The sequence below is a fragment of the Thalassospira sp. UBA1131 genome (assembly GCF_002311515.1).
Taxonomy (GTDB): Bacteria; Pseudomonadota; Alphaproteobacteria; order Rhodospirillales; family Thalassospiraceae; genus Thalassospira.
The window spans coordinates 77,986-92,897 of sequence record NZ_DCAO01000036.1; the positions used below are offsets into that span (position 1 = coordinate 77,986).

14 protein-coding genes are annotated in these 14,912 nt (G+C 56.7%); all 14 read left to right on the plus strand.

Annotation, left to right across the window (positions count from 1 at the left end):
- A partial coding sequence (locus tag B3Z49_RS05480; protein WP_296988708.1) for a TRAP transporter small permease subunit occupies positions 1-255 on the plus strand: 255 nt, incomplete at its 5' end.
- On the plus strand, positions 252-1,574 hold the full coding sequence (locus tag B3Z49_RS05485) for a TRAP transporter large permease (RefSeq protein WP_296988709.1): 1,323 nt from the start codon (positions 252-254) through the stop codon (positions 1,572-1,574). The genes B3Z49_RS05480 and B3Z49_RS05485, both read left to right, overlap by 4 nt.
- A gap of 26 nt (positions 1,575-1,600) precedes the next feature.
- Positions 1,601-2,080, plus strand: a complete 480-nt coding sequence (locus B3Z49_RS05490; RefSeq protein WP_158586134.1) for a MarR family winged helix-turn-helix transcriptional regulator — start codon at positions 1,601-1,603, stop codon at positions 2,078-2,080.
- 22 nt (positions 2,081-2,102) lie between these two features.
- Entirely contained in the window at positions 2,103-2,564 is a 462-nt protein-coding gene (locus B3Z49_RS05495; protein ID WP_296988710.1) for an acyl-CoA thioesterase, read from the plus strand.
- An 11-nt stretch (positions 2,565-2,575) separates the two neighbouring features.
- Positions 2,576-4,198, plus strand: a complete 1,623-nt coding sequence (locus B3Z49_RS05500; protein ID WP_296988711.1) for an acyl-CoA dehydrogenase family protein — start codon at positions 2,576-2,578, stop codon at positions 4,196-4,198.
- Positions 4,199-4,310: 112 nt separating this feature from the next.
- Positions 4,311-6,065: a sensor histidine kinase gene (locus B3Z49_RS05505; protein WP_296988712.1), complete on the plus strand. Its 1,755-nt coding sequence runs from the start codon at positions 4,311-4,313 to the stop codon at positions 6,063-6,065.
- On the plus strand, positions 6,034-7,404 hold the full coding sequence (locus B3Z49_RS05510; protein ID WP_197146669.1) for a sigma-54-dependent transcriptional regulator: 1,371 nt from the start codon (positions 6,034-6,036) through the stop codon (positions 7,402-7,404). Before B3Z49_RS05505 ends, B3Z49_RS05510 begins: the two co-directional genes overlap by 32 nt.
- Positions 7,405-7,648: 244 nt before the next feature.
- The gene (locus B3Z49_RS05515) at positions 7,649-8,986 is read left to right on the plus strand and encodes an ABC transporter substrate-binding protein (protein WP_296988713.1); all 1,338 of its coding nucleotides are present in this window, start codon (positions 7,649-7,651) and stop codon (positions 8,984-8,986) included.
- Between the two features lie 21 nt (positions 8,987-9,007).
- Positions 9,008-10,321, plus strand: coding sequence for an ABC transporter substrate-binding protein (locus B3Z49_RS05520; RefSeq protein WP_063089113.1), 1,314 nt, complete (start codon positions 9,008-9,010; stop codon positions 10,319-10,321).
- Positions 10,322-10,415: 94 nt separating this feature from the next.
- Positions 10,416-11,315, plus strand: a complete 900-nt coding sequence (locus B3Z49_RS05525; protein WP_008889930.1) for a branched-chain amino acid ABC transporter permease — start codon at positions 10,416-10,418, stop codon at positions 11,313-11,315.
- 1 nt (position 11,316) lies between these two features.
- Positions 11,317-12,264: a branched-chain amino acid ABC transporter permease gene (locus B3Z49_RS05530; protein ID WP_008889929.1), complete on the plus strand. Its 948-nt coding sequence runs from the start codon at positions 11,317-11,319 to the stop codon at positions 12,262-12,264.
- A complete protein-coding gene (locus B3Z49_RS05535; RefSeq protein WP_296988715.1) occupies positions 12,261-13,037 on the plus strand; it encodes an ABC transporter ATP-binding protein in 777 nt (258 codons plus the stop codon). The genes B3Z49_RS05530 and B3Z49_RS05535 overlap by 4 nt, the downstream gene beginning before the upstream one ends.
- Positions 13,034-13,696, plus strand: coding sequence for an ABC transporter ATP-binding protein (locus B3Z49_RS05540; protein ID WP_063089116.1), 663 nt, complete (start codon positions 13,034-13,036; stop codon positions 13,694-13,696). The genes B3Z49_RS05535 and B3Z49_RS05540 overlap by 4 nt, the downstream gene beginning before the upstream one ends.
- A gap of 47 nt (positions 13,697-13,743) precedes the next feature.
- A complete protein-coding gene (locus B3Z49_RS05545; protein WP_296988718.1) occupies positions 13,744-14,898 on the plus strand; it encodes an iron-containing alcohol dehydrogenase in 1,155 nt (384 codons plus the stop codon).
- Positions 14,899-14,912 lie beyond the last annotated feature (14 nt).

Below are 14,912 nucleotides of genomic sequence, written 5' to 3' on the forward strand. Positions count from 1 at the left end.
ACCCGCACCATTCTGGATCAACTTTGGGAGATCCTGTTCTGTTGTGGCTGGGTGATTATTTCCTGGCGGGTCGCTTACGGCCTGATTGATATGTTTGATTATAACGACCGCAGCATGCTTTTGAGAATGCCCACCTGGATTATCTACGGCTTCGCACTGTTCGGACTTGGGCTTTCAGCCCTGACCGCGTTGTCGAACGTCATCGAACAGTTTGTTCGCCCGACCACCCCATCGCAAACGGATGCCCCACAATGAGCCCGGTTGAAATCAGCATCATTATGGTCGTCATCCTGTTGGCGCTTATTTTCCTGCGCATGCCGATTGCATTGGCGATGGCCGTTGTCGGGGCGGGCGGATATGTGGTCCTGTCGGGATGGATGCCGCTGTCGGCTTATCTCAAGACCGCGATTGTCGATAAGTACATTTCCTATGACCTTGCGGTCATTCCGCTGTTTATCCTAATGGGGCAGATCGCCACCCGGACGGGCATCAGCCGCGCAATCTTTACCGCGTCCAACGCCTGGCTTGGTCATTGGCGGGGCGGACTTGCCATGGCATCGGTTGCCGGCTGTGCGGCGTTCGGATCGATTTGCGGGTCCTCGATTGCGACCGCAACCACCATGGGCCGGGTGGCCTTGCCCGAAATGCGGCGCCACGGATATTCCGGCGCACTTGGGGCCGGAACACTTGCCGCGGGTGGCACGCTTGGCATTCTGATTCCGCCGTCGGTGGTTTTGATTATTTACGCGCTTCTGACCGAACAGAACATTGTCAAACTGTTCCTGGCCGCGACCATTCCGGGACTTCTGGCCGTGCTTGGCTTTATCCTGGCGATTGGCGTTTATGTTCGCCTGTTCCCTGAAGAAGGCCCGGCCCACGCGGGACTTCCGATGCGCGAACGCATCAGGTCGCTTGGCGGGATCTGGCATGTTGCGCTTGTTTTCATTGCCGTTCTGGGCGGCATTTATGGCGGTGTTTTCACCCCGGCCGAAGGGGCATCTGTTGGTGTGGTGCTAATCGCGCTGACCGGCTTTCTGATGCGCAGCCTGTCGATCAAGGGCCTTTTTGAATGCGTGATCGAGACTGCGGGAACCACGGCGATGATCTTTGCCATCATTTTTGGCGCGGATCTTTTTAATGTCGCGCTTGCCCTGACGCGGGTGCCGACCATGGCCGCCGAGTGGGTCGGCACGGCCGGGATCGCGCCGATGACGGTTCTGATGGTGGTGATCCTGTTTTACATCGTCATGGGGTGCATCATGGACAGCCTGTCGATGATCCTTTTGACCGTGCCGGTGTTTTTCCCGGCCTTTATGGCGATGGATTTCGGGATGGACCCGACCCATCAGGCGCTGTGGTTTGGTATCATCACCCTGATTGTTGTTGAACTGGGGATGATCACACCCCCGGTCGGGCTTAATCTGTTTATGATATCGGCGATGGCACCCGATATTCCGACCCGCAAGATTTTCCGCGGGGCGGTGCCGTTCCTGCTGGTCGAGTGCCTGCGCATCGCGATCATTGTCGCGTTCCCGGTACTGACATTCTGGCTGGTGGATATCGTCACAGGATAGCCGCGTCTAAAAAGATGGAGACACCGTTGCAAGCAAACAAAAAGAAGAAAAACGATACGGATACCGGTATTGCGGGATTGTCGCCCGACAGTCCGCTGCGCGGCTTTGTCGGCTATAACCTCAAGCGTGCCTATATGTCGATCCATAGCGATTTTGTCGCCAGCCTGACGCATCTTGATCTGAAGCCGACGACCTACAGCGCGCTTGCCATCATCAATGAAAACCCAGACATCAGTCAGACCGATCTGGCGCGGGCTCTTGCCATGGAACGGTCAAACATTGTCGTGATGGTCGATGAACTTCAGGCGCGCGGATTAATTGTGCGCAACAAGGTGCCAACCGATCGTCGTGTTTATGCGCTGCGCACCACTGCAAAGGGGATTGAGCTTTTCCTTGAGGCCAGCCGCGCGGTTCAAAAGCACGAAGACAAGCTTCTGGAAGGGTTTGATCCCGAAGAACGCGCACACCTTGTAGAGATGCTGATCCGTATTCAGCAGGTAAAATAACGCTTTGATCAGGTAAGGTTCCATGTTGCGACTGTCCCGTGAAATCCGTGTTGAATGGGGTCACTGCGATCCGGCCCGGATTGTTTATAACCCGAACTTTTATGACTGGATGGAAGGCGGCCTTCTGGCCTTGCTTTCGGTTGCCGGGTTCGACCTTGCCACCATGATCGCAAAGGATGCGGATTTTCGCGGAACGCCACTTGTGCGTGGTGATGCCAGTTTTATGGCGCCGGCCCGGGTCGGGGACTTGATCGTGCATCACGTCGAAGTATCACGCTGGGGCGGCAAATCGTTTGACCTTTCGCATCGCTTTACGCTGGGTGAAACCACCTTGCTTGAAGGATCGCAAACCCGCGTCTGGGGGCAGGCCAACCCGGACAATCCGGCAAGTCTGGTTGCGGTTGCCGTGCCCGATGCGGTCAAGGCCGCCTTGTCAGAAGACAAGGTTATTCGCCTGACACTCCATCAGGAAACGCAAGCTTAAGAGACGCCGTCGTGATCCCCTTCAAAGCGCCGATTGACGATATTCTGTTTGCCCTGTCAGTGACCGGCGATGAAAACCACGCCGCAGAACACGGCTTTGATGCGGAAATCACCCGCGAAATTCTGGATCATTTTGCCCGCTTTGCCGAAGACGTCATCGCCCCGATTGACGAGCCGGGCGATCAGGAAGGCTGCCGGATCGAAAATGGCCGGGTCCGGATGCCATCGGGTTTTATCAACGCCTATCAGGCCTATGTCGAACAGGGATGGCAGTCGATTTCCCTGGCCGTGGAATTTGGTGGTCAGGGTGCCCCGGCCACCGTCTGTGGCGCGATCAGCGAAATACTGGCCGGGGCCTGTCATTCCTTTCAGATGGTCACCGGACTTGTCCCCGGTGCCGCCAGGCTGATTGCACAATTTGGCACCGATGACCAACGCCAGACCTGGCTTCCCAAACTGGCGTCGGGCAGCCACCTTGCCACCATGTGCCTGACCGAACCGCAAGCAGGCTCAGACCTTTCAGATATCCGCACGGTCGCAAGCCAGCAAGAAGATGGCAGTTGGGTGCTGACCGGGGAGAAGATCTTTATTTCCGGTGGGGATCAGGATCTGAGTGATGAAATCCTGCATCTGGTTCTGGCGCGGACCGGTACTCGCGAAGACGGGGTTCGGGGGCTGACGCTTTTTCTCTGTCCGTCACATTCGAGCGAGACCGAACGCAACGCCGTCACGGTCACCCGGATCGAAGAAAAGATGGGTTTGCATGCCTCCCCCACCTGCCAACTGGCGTTTGACGGTGCAACCGCCACCCCGATTGGCCCGGTTGGCAAGGGGTTGATGTGCATGTTTACCATGATGAACCATGCCCGCCTTGATGTCGCCTTGCAGGGGGTGGCGCACGCTACCCGCGCCCATCACATCGCCCAAAGCTATGCCGCGGAGCGCAAGCAGGGCCGCGACAGAAAAACCGGCCAACCGATTTCCATCGATCAGCATCACGACGTTGCGCGCATGCTGGCCCGCCAGGACATGCTGGCGATGACCGGTCGGTTGATGGCCTATAAGACCTTTGCGTTGATGGAGACGGGTACAAATTCCGACCTGATCGAATTCCTGACCCCGATTTGCAAATCGTTCTGCACCGATGCCGGGGTTGAAGCCGCCCAGATCGGCATACAGGTGCTTGGTGGATACGGATATTTGCGCGAATACCGGGTGGAACAGACGCTGCGCGATGCGCGCATCTGCCAAATTTACGAAGGCACAAACGGCATTCATGCCCTGACCCTTGCCGGTCGCCTGACCCGCCACAAGGACGGCGCAAGTGCCAAGGCGTTCGAGGCCCTGATCAGCGACCTGATCGCGGGCTCTCGCGGTGATACCGAGCTAGCAAAGAAGCTTTTGGCATACTGGCAACAGATGACATCAGAAATCATCGCCAGCGACACGCCTGAAAAATTCGCCCAAGACTATATGCAAATCAGCGCTGCAACCTATGGCGTGGCACTTTGGACGGAACTCGCGGATCGACTTTCAGCCGATCAAACCAGCCGCTATGAGAAATGTCTGGCGCAAGTAATGGAATGGGGCCGTGTCACACGCGCCTGCTGTCAGGCACGCATGGCGCATCGCTAAATCTCTGGATGCCTTTTTGCTGTCAAACTCGAGCATCTAAATTAAAGACATTTCTTTGGCACGTGGGCCAATTTATAGTTCGAGAACCGAGTCCTAATTCAAGGGAACGCTTTTGGCCGGATTTCATTGGTCCCGAAATCAACGACTAAGCCTTGTTGGCCGATATACCTTGTTATCGGTCGGTGTTGTCGTGTGCGCGCTTCTGGCACTCAGTTTCTTTTATCAGCGCTTTTCCAATGAACTGATTGACCGTCTGACAGGCGAACGGCTCAGTGCGCAGGTCGCGGCGACATCAAACAAGCTTTCTGCCTTTCTTGATGCGCGCATCTATCAGCTGGTTACGCTGTCAAACCACCCGGCTCTGCCGGCCTTTATTGAAGCGCCGAACTCCCCGCAGGCGGAAGAGGCCCTGACCCTACTTCGCGTTGAGGCAGATTCGCCTGACCTTTATGGTGTGCTGTTTTTTGACTGGTACGACAATCTTGATCGTCTGGTCGCCGGCCAAGCCGCATCCGGCCCGCCTTATTGGTCGAAAAACGGCTGGGATATTTCCGGCCTGCCGCGTGTCGAGCACGAAGGCATTGAGTTTATCGGCCCCAAATTGCCTGAAAATGGCAATTCCGGCTGGATCTTGATGCGCGCACACATTCGCGATACCGGCTTGGGGCAGAACACGTCTGTCGCCCTGCATGTGCGCCTGGCATCCCTGACCGAGCTTCTGGCAAGTGCCGGGGTATCGGGCGTGATTGATCCGCTTTTGCGCACGCCGGGCGGTATTGTTCTTGATGCCACCGGGCGCCCGACCGAGGTCACTAGCGAACTGATCGAAGGTCCAAGCATCCTTCCGGGCTGGAACCTTGTGATGAGTGTTCGACCGGGCACCATCCTGCAACCGATTGATGAAACCCGCTTTTGGCTGACGGTGACAGCCGCCGTCATCATTGTGGTTATTTTGGCGATCTTTTTTGCCCTGTCGCGCAGCCTGCGCCGACGGGTCGATACACTTGTTCAGGGGGCACACAGTATTGCATCAGGCGATCTGTATTACCGCCTGCCAGAAGGTCGCCGTCGCGATGAAATCAGCACGGTCGCCAAGGCCTTCAATACCATGGCCTGGCAGCTTAAAGACCTGATTGATCGGACAGTGCGCGCTGAAAAGCTTGCCGTTCTGGGCCAGTTTGCCACCGGTGTGGCGCATGAGGTCCGCAATCCGCTGGCCACGATGAAAACCACCGTTCAGGCCCTTGTGCGCAAGGAACCCGATGCCGAACGCAAAACACTTTTGGATGATATGGGCCACCAGATTGATCGGCTGTCACGCGTGGTCAATGATCTTCTGGCCTATGGCCGACCCGGTGAAGCCTGCCCGCAGGAAACCGAAATACGGGATCTGTTCCGACAGTCATCGCGCGTCCTGACCCCGGTCGCCGAAGAGGCCCAGGTGCGGTTTTACACCAGCGGCGATTCCCGCCTGACGATCTTTGTCGATCCGGATCAGGTGCTGCAGATCCTGCTGAATATCGGGATCAACGCCATTCAGGCCTGCCAGCCCCGCGGCACGGTGAGCCTGCGCGCAGAACGCCACCAGGATCAGGTCGAGATCCGCGTCACCGATGATGGTTCGGGCATCCCCAAAGAGCATTTGCTTGACGTCGTGCAGCCATTTTTTACCATGAAAAGCAAAGGAACCGGACTTGGCCTGACAATCAGCCAACAACTGGTCGAGTCAAATAACGGTTCAATCAATATTGAAAGTGCCCCGCAAGAGGGCACGACAATCACATTGAAGTTCCCGGCAACGAAATCGGAAACTTCAAAGGAGGAAACATCGAAAAATGCCCCGCCAGATCAGGATTCTGATCGTTGATGATGAGGAATCATTCGTCCGATCACTAAGCTTTGCGCTTCGTACCGAAGGCATGGATGTCACCGGCGTCCATTCCGGTGAAGATGCGTTTTTGCAAGTCCGTGAAAACAAGTTCGATATCATCCTGCTTGATCTGCGCCTGCCCGGTGCCGATGGCATGGAGGTCCTTGATAGCATCCGCAAACTTGATATCGACGTGCCCGTCATCATGATTTCGGCCCATGGTGACACGCGTGCAGCGGTGAAGGCCGTCAAACTCGGTGCGGCCGATTACCTTAGCAAGCCGTTCGAACTTGATGAGCTGATCCACACGATCAACACCACCCTTGATCAGAACCGCACCGCACTTGAGCTTGATTACCACCGCAAGCGCAATGTCCCGACCAACGGTCTGATTGGCGAATGCGCGCCGATGCGCGAATTGCGCACAACGATCGACCGTGTCGCACAAAGCAGTGCCAGCCGCATCCTGTTGCAAGGGGAGTCCGGGACCGGCAAGGCGCTGGTTGCGCGTGCCATTCACGGCCAAAGCCCGCGTGCTTCCAACGCCTTTATCGAAGTCAACTGTGCCGCCCTGCCGGAACAGCTGATCGAAAGCGAACTGTTTGGCGCCGAAAAGGGCTCCTACACCGGTGCGCATCAGAAACGCACCGGCCTTGTCCGTCTTGCCGATGGCGGCAGTCTGTTTCTGGATGAAATCGGCGAATTGCCGCTGGCGCTGCAGGCGAAGTTTTTGCACTTCCTTGAAAACGGCGACTATCGCCCGGTCGGGAGCGAACATTCCGCATCGGCCGATGTCCGCGTAATTGCCGCGACCAACCGCGACCTTGCCGAGGAAGTTCGTCTGGGCAATTTCCGTGAAGACCTGTTTTACCGCCTGAACGTCATCACCATTGATATCCCGGCACTGCGCCACCGCGGCGAGGACATTATCAAACTGGTCGACCATTTCGCCGATCATCAGGCAAAGGCCGAAGGATGCCATCCGATCCATTTTGACGATGCAACCCTTGATCTGCTGCGCCATCATCGCTGGCGCGGCAATGTGCGCGAACTTAAAAACCTGATTGAGCGTCTGACCATTCTTTATCCGTCCAAACAGATTTCAACGGATCTGCTGCCGGCTGAATTCCACGTAACGGATGATAACCCGGATGATCGGCATGGCGGAGTTTCGGATGGCAATGCGCAATTGCAGGACCGCATGGACAACACCGAGCGTCATCTGGTGCAAGATGCGCTTGATCAGGCCGACGGTCACAAAGGCCGTGCGGCAGAAATACTTGGTATTTCACGTCATGCCCTGAAACGCCGACTACAAAGGCTGGGGCTGCAATAACTTACCCCCAACCCGAAGCATTTCCGACGCACCCTTGAGCGGTTTCCGCTCAAGGGTGTTTTGCTGTTTGAGCGCCTAACGCTCATATTCGCGCTCAAAACCGCTCAATGATTTTGGCCCAAAACGGTCAATCGTGCGGCTTTCCTGACTTTGCACCGAAATTTCGCAACTGGCACAGCCTTTGCGGAATACCGAGACAAAGGTACAAACGCGGATGGAACAACCATTCGCAGGGAGGAAAGTCATGGAGATGCTCAAACACCCGGTTTCCGGGTGCATCACCATTATTGTAGCCACGTTCGCACTGTTTGCGGCCAATACCGCACAGGCAGAACGTTTTGAGCTGGGCGCATCTGCACAGAACGCAGATGCTGTCATCGGCTGTTTGTACCCGATGACCGGACGGTCGGCCACCTATGGCCGCGACAGTATTTCCGGCATCAAAATCGCCCTTCAGGACCTCGAAGCCGAAGCAAAATCCGGCCTGGATGTGCCCAATCTGCGCGTCATCGCCGATGACCCGCGATCAAAGGCATCCTATGCAGTCCGGCTGGCACAGGATTTCATCACCAATGACAATGCCAAGTTCTTCTGCGGCATCGTGTCATCGGGTGTGGCCCACGCCGTGAGCGATCTTGCCAAGAACGAAAAGATCATCATGGTCGGCACCGATCATGCGTCATCGCGGCTCAGCATCGAGGCCGGCCACGATTATTACTTCCGCGTCACCAATGACAGCTGGACGTCGATGGCCGCCGGTGCGCGTTATTTACGCGATCTGCAAAAGGAAACCGGCTGGAAACGCCTTGCCTTTGTCGGACCGGATTACGATTACGGCCATGTTTCCTGGACGGATCTGCAACTCGCCCTTGATGAACTGGGTGTCGAATATGAGACCGTCGGCGACCTGTGGCCGAAGCTTTATGAGCCTGATTATTCGATTTACATCAACGCCCTGCAATCGGCGAAGGCCGACGTGGTCGTAACAGCCCTTTGGGGCGGGGATTTCATCGCCTTTATCAAGCAGGCGGCATCAACCCGTTTCTTTGAAACCACCCGTCTGGCCAATTTCGATACCGGTGCAAATTACGATGTGATGATGGCCCTTGGCGATCAGCCCTATCCGGGTTTGATCCTGTCAGCGCGCCATCACAATAACTGGCCCGACACCGGACGTAACAAGCGGTTCGTCAAGCAGTTTCACGACATGACCGGGCGTTATCCGACCTATGCGGCCGAAGGCGCCTATACCGGGATCATCGCAATTGCACGCGCCATTGAAAAGGCTGGCGGCGTGGATGATGACCGCGCGCTCATCGCCGCACTTGAAGGATTGCAACTGGCCCTGCCCGAAGATCCGCCGGGATTTGCATCCTATATCGATCCCGAAACTCACCAGATTGTCCAGGCGCAAGCCGTGGGCACGGTCGTCCACAACGAAGACTTTCCGCCATCGAAACTGATGGTGGGGAACTGGGCGATCTACGATGCCGAAGACCTCAAACCATCAAAAGAGATGGTCAAACGTCGCCGCGATGCCGTGGCCGGCGGGTCGGAGGCAGTTCCACCGCCAACTCCATGACCTTTCCCAAGGGAGGAAATAGTGAAGAACAATAAATCAAAATTCAGCAAATACCTTGTATCGGGCGTCGCAGCGCTTGCCCTTGCAGCTGGCGCAGCCGGTTCTGCATCGGCTGCTGAGAACGGCAAATTCCGCGTCGGGATCGTGACCTTCCTGTCCGGTCCGGCAGCTGGTCCGTTCGGCGTTCCGTCGGCAAATGCCGCCAAGGTTCTTGTTGAAGAGCTGAACAAGGGGAACCTGCCCGCACCATACGACAAGATCGGCATCAATGGTGCTGAAATCGAAGCCGTGATCATCGACGAAGCCGGTGGTGCAACCAAGCAGGTTGAAGAATACCGCAACCTTGTTCAGCGTCAGAAAGTCGATGCTGTCATCGGCTATGTTTCGTCGGGTGACTGCCTGGCAATTGCGCCGGTTGCCGAAGAACTGAAAACCTTCACCATCGCATATGATTGCGGTACTCCCCGTCTGTTTGCGGATAACCCGGACGCGGCCTACATGTTCCGTACCGGCCTTGACGCATCGGTCGATAACATCGGTGCTGTTCGTTACCTTGCCGCGACCCGCCCGGACGTTACCCGTCTTGCCGGCATCCAGCAGAACTATTCCTGGGGTCAGGACAGCTGGGCTGACTTCACCGCCGCTGCATCGGCACTCCTCCCTGAAGCAGAAGTTGTCGAAGAACAGTTCCCGAAAATCTATCAGGGCCAGTACGGTGCTGAAATCTCTGCCCTGTCCGTGAAACGCCCGGAAATCGTTCACAGCTCCTTCTGGGGTGGTGACATGGAAGCACTGGTTCTGCAGGCAAATGCCCGTGGCCTGCTTGAAGACGCCACCGGCCTTCTGACCTGCGGTGAAGCATCCTTTGCTACCTACAAGGATCAGGCCCCGAACGGCATGATCATCGGTGCACGTGGCCCGTTTGGCCAATTTGCCCCGGACAACGAACTGAACACCTGGTTTGAGGGTGTCTATCAGAACGCCTATGACCTTGAGCCGGTCTATCCGGCAACCAAGATGGCCCAGGCGATCCTGGGTCTGAAGTATGCCGCCGAGAATGCCGGTGTCGCCGATAAGGAAATCCCGTCGGCAGAGCAACTTGCTGCTGCGATGAAAGGTGCAACCTTTGAGTCGGTTTCGGGCACGGTTGAAATGGCACGCGGCAATGGTCATCAGGCCATGCAGGGTATCACCTATGGTGAATACCACTACGAAGATGGCGTTGCCTCGATCAAGAACGCTGTTTCGTTTGATGGCGAATGCGTAACACCCCCGGAAGGTGTTGCTGCTGCGGACTGGATCGCAGACGGCTTCCCGGGCGCTAAATGTAACTAAGTTGCCCGCTCTGTTTCACAGAGCTTCCTGATCCTGCGGACATCCCGTCTACCTTGGGATGTCCGCCCCTTTCCCTGCACACTGGATATTTGTGATGACAAGTCTTCTTGCCGTCCTGATTGATGGCTCGATCTATGCATCGTGGCTGTTTCTTGTGGCTGCCGGCCTGACCGTGATTTACGGGGTGATGCGCATCCTGAACATGGCGCATGGCAGCTTTTATGCTATCGGCGCCTATTCGGCAGCGTCACTGGTTGGCTGGTATTTCAACAACGGCATGGGCCCGGCATGGGTCAGCTATTTGTTGCTGGTTGGTGCCGCGCTGGTTGCCGGTCTGATTGTCGGTGTGATCGTCGAACGCGGATTGCTGCGCCTCATGTATGGCCGCGACGAAATCCTGATGGTGATCATTACCTATGCCCTTCTTCTGATCCTTGAAGACGGTATGAAAATCGTCTGGGGTGTCAGCCCGTATTTCGCCTATCAGCCTTATTCCGAGCTTGGGCGAACATCGCTCGGCTTGCTTAAGGTTTCCAATTACGACGTCGCCCTGGTCGGGGTATCCGCATTGCTCGGGCTTGGCCTGTGGGCGTGGCTTGAACGCACCAACCAGGGCAAGGTCCTGCGTGCAGTGATCCATGACCGCGAAATCGCGGTTGCCATGGGCGTGAACGTGAAACTGATGTTCACCATCACCTTCGTTCTGGGCACCACACTGGGCGCACTTGCCGGTGCGCTGACTGCACCTGCGATCTCTGTCGTGCCGGGGATCGGCATCGAGGTGATCGTTCTGGCCTTTGCCGTGGTGGTTATCGGTGGCCTTGGCAGCATCGGGGGGGCCGCTGTTGGTGCCCTTTTGGTCGGGCTAAGCCGTGCAGCCGCCGTTCACTATGCCCCTGAATTCGAACTGTTCGTCATTTATGGCGTGATGTCACTGGTTCTGGCGTTCCGTCCCGAGGGCCTGTTTGGTCGTACTTTGGCGAGGAAAATCTGACATGCGTCTTGATAAAACTGAAATCTCGCTCGGACTGATCGCGCTTGCCTGCGTTCTGTTCGGCTTCGTTTCGCCGGGTTGGCTGATCTTTCTTTTGACCATCGCACTGGCCAAGGCACTTGTCGTCCAGGGCGTCGTCATGCAGATGCGTTCCGGCCTCGTATCCTTTGGTCAGGGCCTGTTCTATTGCATCGGTGGTTACACCGTTGGCATGGGCGGTCAGTTCTTTGGCATTCATGATGCGATTGCCGCCCTGTCACTTGGCATGTTTGTCGCAATCGTTGTTGCCATGCTGTTGGGTCTGTTGCTGACGCGCTATCGCGAAATCTTCTTTGCCATGCTGTCGCTGGCATTTTCGATGATCCTGTTTGGCATCCTTGTCAAAAGTCAGGAACTGGGCAGCACGGACGGCTTTAACGTTCATGACTGGACCCTGTTTGGCTGGGCCCCCGAAGCAGGCGCTGGCAGCCAGCACACCGTCTTTACCATGACTGTGGTCTCTGGTCTGATCGTTGCTGTTCTGATCCATCGTTATACCAAGGCAGGCATTGGCGTCATTTGCGAAGCTGTTCGCGAAAATGAAGTCCGTGTTGAATATCTTGGTCTGTCACCGCGCTGGTTGCTTTATGGCAACTATGTTGCTGCGGCGGCGGTATCGGCCCTTGGCGGCGGTCTGACGGCCCTTGCCACCGGCCACGTTGATCCGGAGATGGCCTATTGGACCACGTCGGGTGAATTTGTCTTCATCGCGCTTTTGGGTGGTTTGGGCCACGTGGCAGCACCGTTTATTGCGGCCATCGTGTTCTCGTTCGTGCGGACCTACGCCATCGAATTCGTTCCCCATACCTGGCAGATGATCCTCGGTTTCACGCTGCTTGCGGTCATTATCTTCCTGCCCAAAGGGCTGTGGAGCCTGGTCAGCCGTGAAAAAACAGGAGAACGGGCATGACCTGCATTCTTGAAACACGTTCGCTGAACAAGGAATTCGGCGCGGTCATCGCCGCAAAGGATTTGAACGTTCAGATCAACAAGGGTGAAGTGGTTGGTGTGATTGGCTCCAACGGGGCTGGCAAAACGACCTTCATCAACATGGTGACTGGCTATCTCAAGCCGACGCGCGGCGAGATCCTGTTTAATGGCAAATCCATCATGGGCCATTCCCCGCGTGCGATCACCCGGGCCGGCATGGCGCGTTCCTTCCAGGTTGCGCAGCTGTTCCCGGAAATGACCGTGCTCGACAACCTGATTGTCGCGCTGGCTGCGGCCGAAAGCGCCCGTCCGAGTTTCCTAAGCCCCCTTCGCAGCGATGCCCGCATCGCCAGAGCTGAGGAAATCCTTAAGGAATTCGGTGTCGACAATTATCGCGATTCACTGGTAACCGCCGTTCCGCAGGGTGCGCGTAAACTGGTTGATATCGCCATGGCGTTGATCGGCAATCCTCAGATGCTGCTGCTTGATGAACCGACCAGTGGTGTCAGCGTGGATGAAAAAACCGACCTGATGGATACGGTCATGAATGCCGTGCGTCAGCATGGCGTAACCGTGCTGTTTGTCGAACATGACATGGATGTGGTCGAACGCTATGTCTCGCGCGTTCTGGCATTCTATAGCGGCGAAATCATTGCTGATGGCGAACCTGCGGCTGTTCTGGCCGATCAGCAGGTCCGCGATCTTGTGACCGGCCATCGTCCCACCACCAAACAAGGGAATGGCGCATCATGACCCTGGAAATCAGTAATCTCGATGTATCGATCGGTAATATTCCGATCCTGCGCGATGTCTCGCTTTCGGTGCCGTCCGGCAAGATGTTTGGCCTGATCGGCCATAACGGGGCGGGCAAGACCACGCTGATGCGCGCCATCATGGGCCTTCTGGACGCAGATCAGGGCACCATCACCTTTGATGGGCAGGACCTGCGCAAGATGGCTGACTTTGCCCGTGCCAAAGCCGGCATCAGCTATATGCCCGAAGATCGCCGTCTGATCCCGTCCCTGACGGTCGAGGAAAACATTCTTCTTCCGGCCTGGACCAACGGTATTGCGGACGCCGCGGAACGGTTGAAATGGGTCTATGATCTGCTGCCGGAAATCGCCCAGTTCCGGGATCGCCGCGCGCTGCAGCTTTCCGGTGGTCAGCAGAAACTGGTCTCGCTCGGGCGTGCATTGATGCCCGGTCGCAATCTTTTGTTGCTCGATGAACCGTTCGAAGGAGTTGCACCGGTCCTGTCACGCCGCCTGTCGGAAGTCATTTCCGATCTTGGCAGCAGCGGGCTGTGCGTTCTGATCTCTGAGTCTGATGACAGCCACTCCGCCGATCTGGTGGCGGGCAGTTATCGCATCGAACGTGGCACCGTTTCCAAGGCTGAACTGGAAACCGCCTGATCCCGACGACAGCCCCGACAACAGACATGTCAAAAGATGAGGTCCCCATGTCAGACTTTGTGTTTGAAACCACCCCTCGCGTCATCTGCGAGTTCGACGGTGCCTTGCAACTCGGCACCCTGTGCAAGGAGTTCGGCGCGAAACGCGCCGTTCTTCTATCCGATCCGGGCTTGCAGAAGGTTGGCCTGACCGACGCCCCTTATGCAGCACTTAAGGAAGCCGGGATTGAAACCCTGCTTTGGACTGATGTTCAGGCAGACCCGCCCGAGGAAAGCATTCTTGCCGCGGTCAAAGGTGCCCGTGACTTCAAGGCCGATATCGTCATCGGCCTTGGCGGCGGTTCATCGCTTGATACCGCAAAACTGGTCGCCCTTCTGTGTGGCAAGGATCAGAAACTTGACGAGATCTATGGCATCGGTCTGGCGACGGGCCCGCGCCTGCCGCTTATTCAGGTGCCAACCACGGCGGGTACCGGTTCGGAAGTCACGCCGATTTCGATCGTTACTACGCCGACGCACGAGAAAAAGGGCGTGGTGTCCAGCCTGCTTTATCCCGATATCGCACTGCTTGATGCCAAACTGACCATGGGCCTTCCGGCCCCGATCACGGGCATGACCGGCATTGATGCCATGGTGCACGCCATCGAGGCCTACACCACCAAGCACAAGAAAAATGCCCTGTCGGACGGACTTGCCATCCGCGCGATGCAGCTGATGACCGCCCATATCGATGATGCGGTTTCTGCCACCCCGTCACGCGAAGCCCGTGAAGCCATGCTTCAGGGGTCCATGCTGGCAGGAATGGCCTTTGCCAATGCCCCGGTCGCAGCGGTTCATGCCCTTGCCTATCCTCTCGGCGGGCATTTCCATGTCCCGCATGGACACAGCAATGCGCTGGTCCTGATCGAGGTTTTGAAATTCAACCGGGATGCGGCCGTATCGCAATATGCCGAACTCGCCCGCGCCATTCTGCCGGATGAAAAGTTCGCTAATGACGATGCTGCCTGTGATCGCTTCATTGCTTTCATGACCGACATGGTCGAACGCATGCCGTTCAGCCGCACCTTGCGCGAAGTCGGCGTGGCGGAGAGCGATCTCGACATGCTGGCGACCGATGCGATGAAGGTGGAACGCCTTTTGATCAACAATCCGCGTGAAATGACGTTCGACGCCGCACGCGCGATCTATGCCGCCGTGCTGTAACGAAAAGGAATAGC